Genomic DNA, 16576 nt, shown 5'->3' on the forward strand with positions numbered 1-16576 from the left:
GTGGTGGGGGGGCCGGTGTTCCGTTATCACCAGTTCGCCCCCGGCGCCTACCTGCCGGCCGGCGCCGAGCTGGTGCACATCACCTGCGACCCCGGCGAAGCGGCGCGGGCGCCCATGGGCGATGCCCTGGTGGCGGACATCGCCCTCACCCTCGAAGCCCTGGTGGGCGTGGTCCGCCAGAGCGAGCGGCCGCTGCCCGAGGCCTTGCCGCGGCCGGCGCCGATCGTCGAGGAGGGCGGCCTGCTGCGTCCGGAAACCGTGTTCGACCTGATCGATCAACTGGCGCCCAAGGACACGATCTACGTCAAGGAGTCCACCTCCACCGTCGGTGCCTTCTGGCAGCGGGTCGAGATGCGCGAGCCCGGCAGTTACTTCTTCCCGGCCGCCGGTGGCCTGGGCTTCGGCCTGCCGGCCGCGGTTGGCGTGCAGTTGGCGACGCCCGAGCGGCGAGTGGTGGCGATCATCGGCGACGGCTCGGCCAACTACGGCATCACCGCGTTGTGGACCGCCGCGCAGTACGGGGTTGCGGTGGTGTTCATCATTCTCAAGAACGGCACCTACGGCGCCTTGCGCTGGTTCGCCGATGTGCTGGGGGTCAGCGACGCCCCGGGGCTGGATGTACCGGGCCTGGATTTCTGCGCCATCGGCCTGGGCTATGGCGTGCATTCGCTGCAGGCCAACACCGCCCAAGAGTTTGCCGCAGCCTTCAGCGAAGCCCTGGCGGGCCAGCGCCCGGTGTTGATCGAGGTGCCGACGCTGACCATCGAACCCTGAGGCAAGACCCCGCGCCGGGCTCGTTCCCGGCGTTGCCAGCCGTGCTCGGCGCGGCACTACAACAACAATAAAAAAGAGGTGGTTATGAACAAGACTGAGGTCATTGATGGGACGACGAGCGTGCCGCGCTCGCCGCGTGCCGCGTCGGGCAATGCCGATATCGGTTCCCTGCTCGATGAAGGCCCCTTTACCCGGATGCAAAAGCTGGTGGTGCTGCTGGCGGCGCTGTCCATCGTGCTGGACGGTTTCGACGGGCAACTGATCGGGTTCGCGATCCCGATGATGATCAAGGAGTGGGGCGTTACCCGTGAGGTCTTTGCTCCGGTGGTGGCGGCCGGGCTGATCGGCATGGGCATCGGCAGCGCCTGCGCCGGTCTGTTCGCCGACCGTTTCGGGCGGCGCATGGCGGTGATCATGAGTGTGTTCGTGTTCGGCGCCGCGACCTGCGCCATCGGCCTGGCGCCGGATGCGCTGACGGTGGCGATCCTGCGCTTTATCGCCGGCCTGGGGATTGGGGGCGCGTTGCCCAGCGCCACCACCGTGACCGCCGAATTCACCCCGGCACGCCGGCGTACGCTGGCGGTGACCGCGACCATTGTCTGCGTGCCCCTGGGCGGGATGCTGGCGGGGTTTTTCGCCTCCCACGTGTTGCCGGTCTATGGCTGGCGCACGCTGTTTTTCGTCGGCGGCAGCTTGCCCATCGTGCTCGGGTTTGTGCTGCTGGCGGCGCTGCCGGAGTCGCCACGCTTCCTGGCGCGGCGGCCACAGCGCTGGGGTGAGTTGAACAGCCTGCTGGGACGCATGGGACGGCCGATGGCCGAGGGCGTGCGCTACACCGATGCCCTGGAACAGGCCAGCGAAAAACGCGACGGCTTCCGCGCCTTGTTTGCCCTCGGTTACGGGCGGGACACGGTGTTGGTCTGGGTGGCGTTCTTCATGTGCCTGACGGCGGTCTACAGCGCTTTCAGCTGGTTGCCGACCATGCTGATGGCCGAAGGCTTGCCGCCCTCGGTCGCCGGTTCGGGCCTGACCGCCTACAACCTGGGCGGGGTGATCGGGGCCCTGGTGTGCGCGGTGGCGATGACCCGCTGGGGCTCGTTCTGGCCATTGGTGATCTGCTGCGCGGGCGGCGCGGCGAGTGCCTTTGCCATGCGCTGGGTGGACATCAATCAGAACACCAGCCTGCTGATCTTCGGCTTCGGCGTGCATGGCCTGTTCGTGAACGCCGTGCAGTCGACCCTGTACGCGCTCTGCGCCTTTATCTATCCCACCAACGTGCGTGCCACCGGCACCGCATCGGCCCTGGCCTTTGGGCGCATGGGGGCGATCCTCAGTGCGTTTGCCGGCGCGACCATCATCACCCAGGGCGGCGCTGGGGGTTACCTGACGCTGCTGGGCTCGGTGATGGTGATGGCGCTGATCGCCCTGTTGCTGGTGCGCCGGCATATTCCCCGGCGGGTGCCGGGCCGGCCATGACCACTCATTCTGAAACGGAGGTTCGATGAATATTTCCATTCTCGGGGCAGGGGCCATGGGCTCCCTGTTCGGCGGCCTGCTGGCGCAAAGCGGGCAGCAGGTCACCCTGCTGGACATCAACGACGCGCACCTGCACGCCATCCGCCGCGAGGGTTTGCACCTGGAGACCGACAACGGCGAGCAGCGCGTCAGCGGCCTGGTCGCCTGCCGCCCGGAGCAGGCCCCGGGCCAGCCCGATCTGTTGCTGGTGTTCACCAAGAGCCAGCACACCGACAGCGCGCTGCGCGGCATTGCCGGGCATATCGGCGCGCAGACCCGGGTGCTGACCGTGCAGAACGGCCTGGGCAACGCCGAAGCTCTGTGCCGCCACGTCGCCCCGGAGCAGGTGCTGATCGGCATGACCAATTGGCCGGCAGACATGGTCGGCCCGGGCCACGTGCGCTCCCATGGCCAGGGCATGGTCCGGGTGTGGTCGGCGGACGGCGTCGAACGCCCGGCCAATGCCGAGGTGGCGGCGGTGCTCGACGGCGCGGGCTTGAACTGCGCGCCGGACCCCGAGGTGTGGACCTCGATCTGGGAGAAGGTCGCCTTCAATGCGGCCTTGAACAGCCTGTGCGCAGTGACCGGCTGCACCGTGGGCCAGTTGGACGGCGCCCGCGAAGGTGTCGAACTGGCGCGCGCGATTGTGCTGGAGGTGCTGGCGGTCGCGCAGTCGGTGGGGGTCGCGACTGATACCCAGCGCTGTCTGGAGAGCGTGGCCTACGCCATCGCCCATCACCGCACGCACCAACCGTCGATGTTGCAGGACGTGCTGGCCGGGCGCTCGACGGAGATCGGCGCAATCAACGGCGAGGTACTGGCCCGGGCGCGTCAGGCCGGCGTCGCCGTGCCCCATACCGCCACCCTGCTGGGGCTGGTGCGGCTGATCGAGGCGCGAGCCTCGGGCGCCGTGCACGAATGAGCGCCGCAGCGAATTTACCCATTCTGTTTCCAGGAGATATGACATGAGCGATTCCCCAGCCGTTTACGCTGATCTGCACCTGCAACCCATCGCCGCCCAGTGGCGCGCCGGCGCCGGGGGTAAGACCCTGGCGGTGAGCAACCCGTACGACGGTTCGCGATTGCTGGAGATTCCCCAGGCCAACCGCGCCGACCTTGACGCCGCCTACCGCAAGGCTGCCGAAGTCCAGCCGCAGTGGGCGGCGCTCGGGCCGTCGGCACGGGCGGCGGTGCTGCATCAGGTGGTGGCGGTGTTCGACCGGCGCCGCGAGGAAATCATCGACTGGATCATCCGCGAGTCCGGCAGCACCCGGCTCAAGGCCCAGCTGGAATGGGGCGCGGCGCGGGCGATTGCCCTGGAGTCGGCGTCGTTTCCGGCGCGGGTCCATGGGCGCATCGTCGAGTCCGATGTGCCGGGCAAGGAAAGCCGGGTCTACCGCAGCGCCCTGGGGGTGGTGGGGGTCATCAGCCCGTGGAACTTCCCGCTGCACCTGACCCAGCGCTCCATCGCCCCGGCCCTGGCCCTGGGCAACGCGGTGGTGGTCAAGCCGGCCAGCGACACCCCGGTGTGCGGCGGCCTGCTGCTGGCGCGGATATTCGAAGAGGCCGGATTGCCGGCCGGGGTGCTGAGCGTGGTGGTGGGGGCCGGCAGCGAGATTGGCGATGCCTTTGTCGAGCACCCGGTGCCGTCGTTGATCACCTTTACCGGGTCGACCCCGGTGGGGCGCGGTATCGGCCGCATCGCCAGCGGCGGCGAGCACCTCAAGCACGTGGCCCTGGAGCTGGGCGGCAACAGCCCGTTCGTGGTCCTGGCCGACGCTGACCTGGAGCACGCGGTGAATGCAGCGGTGTTTGGCAAGTTCCTGCACCAGGGGCAGATCTGCATGGCGGTCAACCGCATCATCATCGACGACAGCCTGTACCCGGCGTTTGCCGAGCGCTTCGTGGCGCGGGTCAAGGGGCTCAAGGTCGGTGATCCGAATCTGCAGGACACGGTGATCGGCCCGGTGATCAACGCCCGTCAGTTGCAGGGCCTGCAGGAAAAAATCCGCCTGGCCCGGGCCGAGGGCGCCGAGCCGCTGTACGAAGGCGGCGGCCAGGGCAACCTGCTGGCGCCCCATGTGTATGGCGAGGTCACGCAGGACATGGACCTGGCGCGCAACGAAATCTTCGGCCCGCTGGTGGGGCTGCTGCGCGCGCGGGATGAGGCCCATGCCCTGGAGTTGGCCAATGCCAGCGAGTTCGGGCTGTCCAGCGCGGTGTTCAGCGCCAGCCTGGAACGCGCGGTGGGCTTTGCCCGGCAGATCCGCGCGGGCATGACCCATATCAACGACATCCCGGTGAACGATGAGGCCAACGCGCCCTTCGGCGGGGAAAAGAACTCGGGCCTGGGGCGCTTCAACGGCGACTGGGCGATCGATGAGTTCACCCGCGATCACTGGATCAGCGTGCAACACCAGCCGCGTCAGTATCCCTTTTGATGCGTTAGCCCACTGATTCAAGCCCGGTTCGGCCGGGCCTTTTTGCAGCCCTGTCGGGCGGGCCTCCAGGGGCCTGCCGGGGAGCGGCTGCGCCCATGAAAAACGGAGAACAATAAGAATGAGCAGCCCATTGACCTTCACCCGTTCGCTGTTGGCGGCGGCCATGACCTCGGGCCTGTGCCTGCCGGTGCTGGCGGCCGAAGAAGACGGTGGTTTTTTCGAAGACGCCAAGACTGAACTGCTGCTGCGCAATTACTACTTCAACCGTGATTTTCGTGACTCGGGTGCACCCAAGAGCCAGGTGGAGGAGTGGGCCCAGGGTTTTATTCTCAAGTTCAGTTCCGGCTACACCCCGGGCACCGTGGGGTTTGGCCTGGACGCCATCGGCATGTTCGGCGTCAAGCTCGACAGCAGCCGCGCGGTCAGCGGTTCCGAGCTGTTGCCGGTGCATGACGATGGCAAGGCGGCGGACAACTTCGGGCGCGCCGGGGTGGCGGCGAAGATGCGCATTTCGGCCACGGAGTTGAAGGTTGGCGAATTGCTGCCGGACATCCCGCTGCTGCGCTACGACGATGGCCGTCTGCTGCCGCAGACCTTTCGTGGGGCCATGCTCGACTCGCGGGAGATCAGCGGCCTGGGCCTGCAGGCCGGGCAATACAAGGCGGTCAGCCTGCGCAACTCGTCGGACATGCAGGACCTCTCGGCCTGGGCCGCACCGGGGGTGACCTCGGATGCCTTCAACTATGTCGGCGCCGAGTATCGCTTCAATCAACAGCGCACCCTGATCGGTGCCTGGCATTCACAGCTGGAAGACATCTACCAGCAGAGCTATTTCAACCTCGTGCACAAGCAGCCGCTGGGAGAGTGGGTGCTGGGGGCGAACCTGGGGTATTTCATCGACAAGGACGACGGCCGCGCGCGCATTGGCGAGGTGCAGAGCCGGACCGCCTATGCCTTGTTCTCGGCCAATACCGGTGGCCATACCCTGTACCTGGGCCTGCAGAAAGTCAGTGGCGACAGCCCGTGGATGTCGGTTTATGGCAGCAGCGGCCGGACCCTGGGCAACGATATGTTCAACGGCAACTTCAGCAACGCCGACGAGCGTTCGTGGCAGGCGCGCTACGACTACAACTTCGCTGCTGTGGGCGTGCCCGGGTTGCTGGCGATGGTGCGTTATGGCCATGGAGAAAATGCCACGACCAAGGTCGGCAGCAACGGCAAGGAATGGGAGCGCGACACCGAAGTCGGCTACACCTTCCAGAGCGGCAGCCTGAAAAGCCTCAGCCTGCGCCTGAACAACGCCACCAACCGCCGCAGCTTCAACAGCGATTTCGACCAGACCCGATTGATCGTCAGCTACCCGTTGTCTTTTTAACGCTGTAGCCGAGCCTGGCGGCTACAGCGGGCTGTTGTAGCCGCTGCCGCCGGCGCGAGGCTTGCGCTACTATGGCGGCCCGTCTTTTGTGGAAATGCCTGGATGAGTAAGCCCGGTCAAATGGTGCTGGTTGCGCTGCGCAAGATGATCGCCTCGGGCGAGTTGGCGGCGGGTGAGCGGTTGATGGAGATTCCCACTGCCGAGCTGTTCGGCGTATCACGGATGCCGGTGCGCATGGCGTTTCGCACCCTGGAGCAGGAAGGCCTGCTGGTGCGTTTTGGCGGGCGTGGGTTCCAGGTGCGCTCGGTGAGTGCCGACGACATCGCCGGCGCCGTCGAGGTGCGTGGTGTGCTGGAGGGTTTGGCCGCGCGCCAGACCGCCGAGCGCGGGCTGTCTGAGGCGGCGCGGGCGACCTTGGAATTGTGCCTGGCCCAGGGTGATCAACTGTTCGACAAAGGTTATGTCACCGAAGACGACCTGGAGGCCTATCACGACCTCAACATGCGCTTTCATCAGGTGATCGTCGAAGGCAGCCACAACCCGGCCATCGCCGATGCCCTGGCGCGCAACGACCATCTGCCGTTCGCCTCGGTGACCGCCCTGGCGGTGGATCGCAATGACCTGGGCCGCGAATACCGGCGCTTCAATTACGCCCACATGCAGCACCATTCGGTGTTCGATGCCCTGGTCAATCGCCAGGGCGCGCGGGCCGAGGCGATCATGCGCGAGCACGCCAACGCCACCCTGCGCTATGCCGAGGTGTTCGGCGCAGCCACCAGCGACGAGCGGATGAAAGTCATTCTGCGGACGCAGTGAAGCTCAGATATCCAGCACCAGCAGCGGGGTTTTCGAGCGTGAGCAGCAGGGGGTGAACTGGTCGTTGAGGGCCTGTTCCTCCTCGGTCAGAAACAGATCGCGGTGCTCCGGCACACCTTCCAGCACCCGGGTCAGGCAGGTGCCGCAAATGCCCTGTTCGCAGGACATGGCAATCTCCACCCCATGTGCTTGCAGCACCTGCACCACACTGCGATCGGCCGGTATTTCATAGACCTGGCCGGTGCTGCCGAGCTTCACCGAAAAACTTCCATCGTTGCTGCTGTCCACCGGCGCTGCGGCAAAGTATTCGCGGTGCAGGCACTCTTCGCGCCAACCCTGGGCACGGGCGCTGTCCAGCACGTGCTGCATGAAACCGCCGGGGCCACAGACATACAGATGCACATTATCCGCCGGGCCAGCCAGGACCTTGGCGGCGTCGAGCGCGGTCTGCGGTTGCTCATCGAAATGCAGGAACACCCGCTCGGCAAACGGCGAATCCTTGAGGCGCTGGACGAATGCCGCGCGCTCACTGGAACGGGCGCAGTAATGCAGCTCGAAGTCGGCGCCGCTGTGGGCCAGGCGTTCGGCCATGCACAGGATCGGGGTGATGCCGATGCCCCCGGCGAACAGCAGGCTGCGCCCGGCTTCATGGACCAGGGGGAACAGGTTGCGCGGTTCGCTGATGCGCAACCGGCTGCCGACCTGGACCTGAGCATGCAGGCTGGCCGAACCGCCCCGTGAGGCCGGGTCCTTGAGCACGCCGATTAGGTAGCGATGGCGCTCTTCAGGGTGGTTGCACAGCGAGTACTGGCGCACCAGGCCATCGGGCAGGTGTACGTCGATATGGGCGCCGGCGCTGAAGGCGGGCAGGGGGCTGTGGTCGACGCTGGCCAGCTCGTAGCTGCAGATGTCGAGGGCTTCGTTGTTGCGGGATACCACCAGCACGTCAATCATGTTCGGTCCTTGGAGTGTTGCCGCCAGGGCAGGGGCTCACTTCTGGTTATTCGTCACTGCGCCGCCGCAGGCAGGGCGTGTGCGGGCGCGGCAGGCAAGGCCGCGCCCCGGGGTTTACTGGGCGCTGGCGATCAGTTGCGGTTCGGCGCTGCGTTCCTGGGCGATCAGGCGCTCCAGGACCCGGCGCGACTGCACGCCGCCGGCATCGATATTGAGCTTGAGCAGGTTGCGCGTCGGGTGCGCGAGCAGGTTCTGCTGCTGGCGTTCGAGCATCTCCAGGTCTTCGCTGAAGATCTTGCCCTGGCCTTCGCGGATGCTCGCGGTCAGCTCCTGGTCCTGGGGGTTGAAGTTGCGCGCCATGCCCCAGAAGTACCAGATCGAGGTGTCGGACTCGGGGGTGATGAAGTCGACGACGATGCTCGATGCCTTGTATTGCGGGTCGGCGTGGTAGCCGCCCTTGCCGGCATGGGCCACGCCGACTTCGATCAGCACGTGGCTGGGCGGGGTGAAACGGCAGATCTGCCAGCGGTCCACCGGCACGTCGTCGGCCAGGTTGTTGCCCCGCAGGGCCATGCGCCAGAACGGCGGAGCCATGATGTTTTCCATGTGCCGCGCGGTCACCACTTCATCGCCTTCGACCGTGGTCACCGGCGGCGCTTCGTCGATTTCCTTCTGGCCGATGCTGGAGGCGTGGACGTAGGTTTCGTGGGTCAGGTCCATCAGGTTGTCGATCATCAGGCGATAGTCGCAACCGATATGGAACAAGCCGCCGCCATAGGCCCAGTCGTCGCTGACCGCCCATTCCAGGTGGTGGATCAGCGCCGGGTCGGCCTGGGCCTGATCACCGGGCCAGACCCAGATAAAGCCGTAGCGCTCGACCGCGGCAAAGGTCTTGTTGCACGGAAAGCCGCGCACCCGCTGCCCGGGCATGGACACCGTCTTGCCGTCGCAGCCCATCACCAGGCCGTGGTAGCCGCACACCAGGTTGCCGTTTTCGACATAGCCCAGTGACAACGGCGCGCCGCGATGGGGGCAGAAATCTTCGATCGCGCTGATCTGTCCTTCCAGACCGCGATAAAAAACCATTTTTTCACCGCAAATCTGTCGGCCCAGGGGCTTGTCGGTGATTTCATCGGCGGTGCAGGCAACGTACCAGGTGTTTTTGGGGTGCATGGGAGGTCTCCAGGCTACGACTTGTTTTTATTAATGGATCCATTAGAGATCGGCGGCCGGTGCCTGGTCAATCATGAATTTGGCCTTAAATGGGTTTATTTGGGCGATTATCGAACGATTGGTTGTTGTTAATGGATCCACTGTTGCGTGCTTCTGAGCACGGCCAAAACTTTTATTGCTCACCCTCATGCGCTTTTCGAATTTGTCCGAATCGACTGAAAAGGGCCGCCGGTTCAGGATTTGCCGGCGTGACCCGGGCTCTACGGGCACTTGCCATTGGCCGTGACAACGAACAGCATCGCTAAAACGCCGGTTTATCGTGGGTCGTGCCAGCTCGGTCTGCTGCTCGATAGTGGGGCGGGCCCGCATCGAACTCAGCCGCGCAATGGATTAGCAGGAGAAGGAGCAGGCAATGGTGTCTCAAGTTCAGGTCGATGACGCTGGTTCGGTCAGCCACAACGCGCTGTTGGGCGCCCTGGATCGGGCCATGGCGATCGCCGAGTTTTCCGCCGAAGGTATTTTGCTCAACGCCAACCCCAACTACCTGCTGCTGTTGGGCTACAGCCGTGACAACGCGCTGGGGCTGCATCACCGGGCCTTTTGCAAGGAGCGGTATGCCGACTCCGAGGCGTACCGCCTGTTTTGGGCAGGGCTGTTGGCCAGCCGGACGTTTTCCGGGGTCTGCGAGCGCCGTCGCGGCGATGGCAGCACCTGCTGGCTGGAGGCGACTTACACGGTGATTCTCGATAAAGCCGGCAATGTGCAACGGGTGGTCAAGGTCGCCACCGATATCAGCCTGCGCCACCAACGCGAGAGCGAACTGGCCGAGCACAACCGGCGCCTGTCCCTGGTGGCCGGGGCCACTGACTCCGGGGTGCTGATTGTCGGTGCGGACTGGCGGATCCAGTACGTCAACAGCGGCTTCAGCCGCATGTTCGGCTGGCAGCAGGAAGACCTGACCGAACGCTCGCCCATCGAATTGCTGGCGGCCAATGCCAACGCCCACTACATCGACTATGTGCGCCTCGAGCTGCTGGCTGGCCGCTCGGTACGGCGCGAGGAAATCGTCGTCGGCAAATCCGGCCAGCGCTACTGGATCAATGTGGTGGCCAACCCGGTCATGGGGGAGGACGGGGACCTGGTCAGCGTGGTCTCGGTGCTGACCGATATCACCCAGTCGAAAATGTATGAAGTGCTGCAGCACAACGCCCTGGAGGCCATGGCCAGCGAGCAGCCGCTGGCCCAGGTGCTGGAGCTGATCTGCCGCGAGGTGGAGCGCATCGCACCGGAAGTGGCGGCCTCGATCCTGGAAGTCGACGAACATGGCTGCCTGCAATCGTTGGCCGCGCCGAGCCTGCCGGCGGCCTACAGCGCGGCGCTGTGCGGCGTGCCGATCGGGCCCAGCGTCGGCTCCTGCGGCACCGCGGCGTTTCGCAACAACGCGGTGCTGGTCACCGATATCGCCAACGACCCGTTGTGGGCCGACTACAAGCACCTGGCCCTGGAGCTGGGGTATGTCGGCTGCTGGTCGACGCCGATTCGTTCCAGCCAGGGGCGGGTGATCGGCACCTTCGCCTTTTACTTTCGCGAAGCCCTGGTGCCGGACCTGTTTCACCAGCAGATCGTCAATTCCTGCGTTCACCTGTGTGCCCTGGCCTTGCAGCGTGAACACGCGCGGGCACGGATTCGCCAGCTGGCGTTCTACGATGCCCTGACCGGCCTGCCCAACCGCAGCCTGCTGCAAGCCCGGGCCGACCAGGCGATCAGCGCGGCGCGGCGCGACAGCTCGCAGTTGGCGGTGCTGTTCGTCGATCTGGACCGCTTCAAGAAGGTCAACGATTCCCTGGGCCACCCGGCGGGGGATGAGCTGCTGCGGATCGTCGCCGGGCGCCTGGAGCGTGAGTCACGGGAGTCGGACATCGTCGGCCGGCTGTCGGGGGATGAGTTCGTCTTGATCCTGCCCCATTGCGATTCGACCCAGGTTGCGGCCCAGGCCGAGCAACTGTTGCTGGCCCTGGGCGCGCCGTGCCTGGTGGACGGGGTGTCCGTGGCCTGCTCGGCGAGTATCGGCATCAGTGTGTTCCCCGGCGATGGCCGCGACATGGAGACCCTGCTGCGCCGCGCCGACATGGCCATGTACCAGGCCAAGTCGGCCGGCCGTGGCCAGTTGAGTTTCTTCAGCCATGAACTGAACCTGCTGGCCCAGGAGCGCCTGGCCCTGGAGACGGCCCTGCGCGAGGCCCTGCAGAACAACGGCCTGCGCCTGCATTACCAGCCGCAGATCGACCTCGCCAGCGGCCAATTGTGTGGGGTCGAGGCCCTGGCCCGCTGGACCCACCCGCAACTGGGGGAGATTTCCCCGGCGCGTTTTATTCCCCTGGCCGAAGAGTGCGGGCTGATTGCCGACCTCGGGCGCTGGGTACTGGCCCAGGCCTGTCGCCAGTTGAGTGACTGGCGGCGGCGGGCACTGGCGATCCCCTCGGTGTCGATCAACCTGTCGCCCACCAGTTTCCACAACCTGGACCTGCCGCGAATGATTGCCGACACCCTGGATCATCACGGGCTGGTGCCCAGGGACCTGACCCTGGAGATCACCGAAGGCGTGCTGCTGGACACCAACCCCAGCACCTTGAAGACCATCGACGAAGTGCATGCCCAGGGCGTGCGTCTGTCGATGGACGACTTCGGCACCGGCTATTCGAGCCTGAGCTACCTGCGCCGGCTGCCCCTGAGCGAGCTCAAGCTCGACCGCAGTTTTGTCTCCGACCTTGAAGATGACAGCGCGGCCCGGGCCTTGAGTGCGGCGATCATGGGCATCGGCAAAAGCCTGAACCTGACGGTGGTGGCCGAAGGCGTGGAGACCGCCGGCCAGTGCCTGGTGCTCAAGGACCAGGGCTACTCGGTGGCCCAGGGTTACCTGTTTGCCCGGCCATTGGCGCCGGAGTCACTGGAGGCCTGGCTGAGCGCGGCCATGGCCTGATGGGCCCGGCGACGGGTTCAAAGGCGCAGGGCCAGGGCGCCGATGACGATCAGCGCCAGCAGGATCAGGATCGCCCCGCACACGCGCTCCAGCCACGGCAGCACCTGGGAGAAACGCCGCAGCACGCGTTGATTGCCGATGGCCAGGGCCACCAGCAGGTCCCACAGCAGCACGGCGGCGAACATCCACAGGCCGTAGAACAGCTTCCAGCCGGCCGAGGTGTCGGCACTGACCAGGGACGCCAGGCTCACGTAGAACAGGGCGTTCTTCGGGTTCAGCAGGCCTGACAGCAGGCCCATGCCCAGGCCGCGCCACCACTGGCCACGGCCACGGGGTGCCGGTGCAGCACCCTCGGCGGCGACCGGGCCCAGGGCGCTGCTGCCGGCGTGGCGAATAAACATCCCGCCCATGTACAGCAGGTAGCCGCAGCCAGCCAGTTGCAAGGCGATAAACACCGCGCTGTCGGCATGCAGCGCCGAGACCCCGGCAAATGCCGCAACAATGAACACAGCATTGGCCAGGGCGATGCCCAGGCAGGCACCGGTGGCGGACTTCCAGCCAGCGGCCATGGACAGGCGGGCGACCAGGAAAAAATCCGGGCCGGGAGACAGCAACGCCAGGAAATGCGCGGCGGCGATCATCAGAAACTGCTGCAACATGGGCAAACTTCCAGGGACAGGGAGCGCCAGTGTGCGCAGCGGCCCCAAGCCCTGTATTGAAGAAAATTGCGCGGGGCTCAGCTGCGATACAGCCCCGGGGTCACCCCGACATGGGCCTTGAACACACGCTGGAAATGCGCCTGGTCGGCAAACCCCAGGCGGTAGGCAATCGACGCCATGCCCTGGCCTTCGCGCAGCCAGTGGCGCGCCTGGTTGATGCAGCGGTTGAGCTGATAGGCGTGGGGCGTCAGCCCGGTGCTGGCACGGAAGGCCCGGATCAACTGGTAGCGGCTCATCCCGGCCATGGCCGCCAGTTCCGCCAGGGGCAGCAGGCTGTGGTTGTCGTGCTGCAAGAAGTCCATGAGCCGCTTGAACTCGCCGCTGGCCAGCGCGGGGTTGGCGGCGATGTCGATCCGCTGCGGGTCGGCGCCATCGTGATCGCCGATGAATTCGATCAGTGCGGCGTCTTTTTCAGCGCTGCCCGCCGCAGAAAACAACAGCCGATTGAGCTGGCAGAAGCGCTGGTAGAGTGCCGGGTCGTGGCTGATCAGCACCGGCTCGGGGGCGCTGGCCCCGGTCTGGGTTTCGGCCCTGAGGGCGGCCAGCCACTGCGCATCCAGGTGCAGCATCTGATAACTCCAGGCGGTCTCCGGCAGCGGGTTGCAGGCGTGCACGCAGCCGGCGGGGACAAACACCAGGCTGGCACTGCGGATCAGCGTCGGGCCATCTGCCGCCCCGGTGAAGAGGCTGGCACCCTGGTCCACGGCGCCGATGGAGTAGGTCGGGTGGCTGTGGGGCTTGTAGTTGGCACGGCTGTGGCAGGCTCGGCGGCTCTCGACATGGGGCAGCGCCGGGTCGCGCCAGAACTGGGCGATGGCGGTCTCGGGCGCGGCCCTGGGCGTTGCGGGGAGGTGGGCCGGTTGAGCCATGCGCGGTGCGGGTCCTGAAGTGTTGGAGCGGTGGGGCATGCTCTCATATTTTTAGCCTCGCACCAGGGGCTCTTGCTGGGCCTGGGTTGACGCTATCCCACGAAACGCTGCGTTGTTATTCTGTTTTGGTCATTTTTTGCCGCGACCGGCGTGTCGCGCTCCCTGAACCCTGAGGCGTTTCCTGCATGTCCGATTCGGCGTTTGCCTCCTCCTACGAATGCGCGGCGATGCCGGTCACCGGCGTTGCGGTGGACTACCCCAATGGCCATGTGATCCCGGCCCACCGCCATGACCGGGCGCAGCTGCTGTATGCGATCGAAGGCGTGCTGGTGATCGAGACCCAGGCCGGGCGCTGGGTGGTGCCGCCCAGCCGTGGGGTGTGGCTGATGGCCGGGGTCGATCACACCGTGCGCATGCGCGGCGCGGCCCGCATGCGCAGCCTGTTTATCAACCTGGATGCGATTGCGGGCCTGCCCCAGGGCGATTGTGTGATCGAGGTTTCGCCGCTGCTGCGCGAGCTGATCCTGGCCGCCACCGCGGTGCAGGAGCACTACCAGAGTGACAGCCGCGAAGGGCGGATCATGCGTTTGATACTCGATGAGCTGCGCTGGCTGCCGGTGCTGCCGTTCAACCTGCCCTGGCCTCAGGAACCGCGCATGCTGCGGGTCTGCCAGACCCTGGCCGCCGACCCCGCCGACAACAGCACCGCCGAACACTGGGCCGACCGCCTGGCGATGAGCGGCAAGACCTTTCACCGCCAGTTCCAGCGCGCCACCGGCATCACCTTCGGCCGCTGGCGGCAGCAGGCACGGCTGCTGCTGTCCCTGGAATGCCTGGCCCAGGGCATGCCGATCGTGCAAGTGGCGTTGCAGCACGGTTACGACAGCCAGAGCGCCTTCGCGGCGGCCTTCAAGCGCCAGTTCGGGGTGCCGCCGTCGCTGTTCTACCGTTGACCGTCACGCGCGGCGCAGCACCAGCCCGGCCAGCACGCAGGCGAGCATTGCCAGCCCGGCCAGGTAAAACGCATCGCTGTAGGCCATCAGCATGGCGTCGCGGTGCACCAGGCGCTCCATCAGCGCCAGGGCTTGCTGGCGCAAGGGGCCGGCGGCAGCGCCGTGCAGGGCGCTGGCGTAGTCCAGTGGCACATGGCTGAGCATGCGCACCATGTCCACCAGCCGTTCCTGGGTCGCCTGGGCGAAGGGCGACACTGCCTCGCCGATGCGCTGGGCGTGCAGTTTTTCGCGCTCGACCACAATCTGGCTCGACAGGGCGATGCCAATCGCACCGCCGACGTTGCGCACCATCGAGAACAAGCCCGAGGCCGAGCCCACCTGGTCTTTTTCCAGGCCCTGGATCGCCATCACCCCCAGCGCCACCACCACCAGCGACTGGCCGATGCCGCGCACCACCAGCGACGGCACGATCACGTTGGCCGCGGCATCCGGGTTGAGGTGGATGTTCATCAGGCAGCCCAGGCCGGTGATGGCGAAGCCGAGGATGATGATGGTACGGGCGCTGGTCCAGCGCATCAGGCGCGGGGTGGCGAATGACATGGCGAACTGGATCAGGCCGTAGGGGATCATCATCAGGCCAATCTGCCGCGCGTTGTAGCCGTGGATCTCGGCGAAGTAATTGGGCACCAGGAACACCACGCCGAACACCACCGCGCCAAAGGTGAATTGCATCAGGCTGGCCAGGCCGAAGTTGTAGCGGCCCAGCAGGCGCAGGTTGATCAGCGGGTGCTCGCGGCGCAGTTCGATGCAGACAAACGCCAGCAGCCCGATCAGCGCCAGCGCCGCGCAGTTGGCGATAAAGGTCGAGGCGAACCAGTCGTTGCGGCTGCCTTCCTCGAGCATGATCTGCAACGCCGAGAGCCCCACGGCCATGGTCGCGATGCCGAACCAGTCGCCCTGGCGCAGCTTGTGCAGCATCATCGGTTGCGGCCGCACCGACCAGCCGATCGCCGCCAGCAGCAACAGCCCGGGCGGCACTTGCAGGTAGAAGATCCAGCGCCAGGAATAGGCGTCGGTCAGCCAGCCCCCCAGGGACGGCCCGGCGGCCTGGGCGACATTGTTGGCCACGGCGAACAGCGCCATGCCCATGGGGTGCCGCGCGGCCGGCAGCTCGGTGACGATGAGCTGGAACGACAGCGGGATCAGCACCCCGCCAAAGGCGCCCTGCAGGGTGCGGGCGATGATCATGGTCTGGATGTTCGGCGCCAGGGAGCAGGCAATCGAGAACAGCACGAAGCCTGCGGTGCCGACCATCATCACCCGGCGCATGGAGAACACCGACACCAGCCAGCCGGTCATGGGAATGATGATGATTTCGGCCACCAGGTAGGCGGTGGTGATCCACGAGCCTTCCTCGAAGGTGGCGCCCAGCGACCCGCGCACATCCGGCAGCGAGGCGTTGGTCACGTGCACATTCATCCCGGCCATGAAACAGCCGACCACGCTGCCCAGCACCGCGACCCAGGTGCGCAGGGAAATGGCCGGCGCGGCCTCGACAGTCTGCTGCCCAGGGTTACTCATGGTGGGTGTCCACGCTGACGATCACCGACATGCCGGGGCGCAGTTCAGCCGCGCGCGGCTGCCCCGGTTCGAGGCGGATGCGCACCGGCATGCGCTGCACGATCTTGGTGAAGTTGCCGGTGGCATTGTCCGGTGGCAGCAGGGCGAATTGGGCGCCGGACGCCGGGGCGAAGCTGTCGACCCGGCCCTGGAGCTCCAGGCCGCCCAGCGCGTCCACTTCGATGTGCGCCGGTTGCCCGGGGCGCATGGCATCGACCTGGGTTTCCTTGTAATTGGCCACCACATAGGCCGCCTCGGGCACCACCGCCAGCAGCGGCGCCCCGGCCTCGACGTATTGGCCGATGCGCAGGCTGCGCTGGCCGGCGGTGCCGTCGATCGGGCTGCGGATTTGCGTGTGTTGCAGGTCGATCCGGGCCAGTGCCAGCC

General features: G+C 66.2%; 14 protein-coding genes. 8 read left to right on the top strand and 6 right to left on the bottom strand.

The annotated features are described in order from the left end of the window. From CF161_RS31410 to CF161_RS31435, 6 genes are all read left to right on the top strand, one after another. On the top strand, positions 1 to 774 hold a 774-nt coding region (locus tag CF161_RS31410; RefSeq protein ID WP_043231091.1), incomplete at its 5' end, for a thiamine pyrophosphate-dependent enzyme. A gap of 84 nt (positions 775 to 858) precedes the next feature. Next, positions 859 to 2250, top strand: coding sequence for an MFS transporter (locus CF161_RS31415; RefSeq protein ID WP_020300674.1), 1392 nt, complete (start codon positions 859 to 861; stop codon positions 2248 to 2250). Between the two features lie 25 nt (positions 2251 to 2275). Next, positions 2276 to 3211, top strand: coding sequence for a ketopantoate reductase family protein (locus CF161_RS31420; RefSeq protein ID WP_020300675.1), 936 nt, complete (start codon positions 2276 to 2278; stop codon positions 3209 to 3211). A 43-nt stretch (positions 3212 to 3254) separates the two neighbouring features. Further along, positions 3255 to 4730 carry an aldehyde dehydrogenase family protein gene (locus CF161_RS31425; protein ID WP_020300676.1) on the top strand — a complete coding sequence of 492 codons (1476 nt, stop codon included), beginning with the start codon at positions 3255 to 3257 and terminating at the stop codon, positions 4728 to 4730. 118 nt (positions 4731 to 4848) lie between these two features. Beyond that, positions 4849 to 6105: an OprD family porin gene (locus CF161_RS31430; RefSeq protein WP_020300677.1), complete on the top strand. Its 1257-nt coding sequence runs from the start codon at positions 4849 to 4851 to the stop codon at positions 6103 to 6105. A gap of 102 nt (positions 6106 to 6207) precedes the next feature. Then, positions 6208 to 6921, top strand: a complete 714-nt coding sequence (locus CF161_RS31435; RefSeq protein ID WP_043231094.1) for a GntR family transcriptional regulator — start codon at positions 6208 to 6210, stop codon at positions 6919 to 6921. Positions 6922 to 6924: 3 nt separating this feature from the next. Here the strand turns inward: CF161_RS31435 and CF161_RS31440 are convergent, their stop codons facing one another. Both CF161_RS31440 and CF161_RS31445 read right to left on the bottom strand, forming a co-directional pair. Then, positions 6925 to 7875 (bottom strand): PDR/VanB family oxidoreductase, encoded by a 951-nt coding sequence (locus CF161_RS31440; RefSeq protein WP_020300679.1) that lies wholly within the window; start codon positions 7873 to 7875, stop codon positions 6925 to 6927. Positions 7876 to 7989: 114 nt separating this feature from the next. Next, positions 7990 to 9048, bottom strand: a complete 1059-nt coding sequence (locus CF161_RS31445; protein ID WP_020300680.1) for an aromatic ring-hydroxylating dioxygenase subunit alpha — start codon at positions 9046 to 9048, stop codon at positions 7990 to 7992. 412 nt (positions 9049 to 9460) lie between these two features. Here CF161_RS31445 and CF161_RS31450 point away from each other — a divergent pair, with 412 nt between their 5' ends. Beyond that, on the top strand, positions 9461 to 12028 hold the full coding sequence (locus CF161_RS31450) for an EAL domain-containing protein (protein WP_020300681.1): 2568 nt from the start codon (positions 9461 to 9463) through the stop codon (positions 12026 to 12028). A 17-nt stretch (positions 12029 to 12045) separates the two neighbouring features. Here the strand turns inward: CF161_RS31450 and CF161_RS31455 are convergent, their stop codons facing one another. Together CF161_RS31455 and CF161_RS31460 are read right to left on the bottom strand one after the other, a co-directional pair. Further along, complete coding sequence (locus tag CF161_RS31455; RefSeq protein WP_177326823.1) at positions 12046 to 12684, bottom strand: LysE family translocator; 639 nt, start codon at positions 12682 to 12684, stop codon at positions 12046 to 12048. Between the two features lie 80 nt (positions 12685 to 12764). After that, positions 12765 to 13616 (bottom strand): AraC family transcriptional regulator, encoded by an 852-nt coding sequence (locus CF161_RS31460; RefSeq protein WP_020300683.1) that lies wholly within the window; start codon positions 13614 to 13616, stop codon positions 12765 to 12767. Positions 13617 to 13801: 185 nt separating this feature from the next. Here CF161_RS31460 and CF161_RS31465 point away from each other — a divergent pair, with 185 nt between their 5' ends. Further along, on the top strand, positions 13802 to 14569 hold the full coding sequence (locus CF161_RS31465; RefSeq protein ID WP_020300684.1) for a helix-turn-helix transcriptional regulator: 768 nt from the start codon (positions 13802 to 13804) through the stop codon (positions 14567 to 14569). A gap of 3 nt (positions 14570 to 14572) precedes the next feature. Here CF161_RS31465 and CF161_RS31470 read toward each other — a convergent pair whose 3' ends face one another. Both CF161_RS31470 and CF161_RS31475 read right to left on the bottom strand, forming a co-directional pair. Continuing rightward, positions 14573 to 16150: a DHA2 family efflux MFS transporter permease subunit gene (locus CF161_RS31470; protein ID WP_020300685.1), complete on the bottom strand. Its 1578-nt coding sequence runs from the start codon at positions 16148 to 16150 to the stop codon at positions 14573 to 14575. Further along, positions 16143 to 16576: HlyD family secretion protein (locus tag CF161_RS31475; protein WP_043231096.1), on the bottom strand; the 434-nt coding region annotated here is incomplete at its 5' end. The genes CF161_RS31470 and CF161_RS31475, both read right to left, overlap by 8 nt.

Source organism: Pseudomonas sp. CF161 (genome assembly GCF_000416215.1).
Classification (GTDB): Bacteria; Pseudomonadota; Gammaproteobacteria; order Pseudomonadales; family Pseudomonadaceae; genus Aquipseudomonas.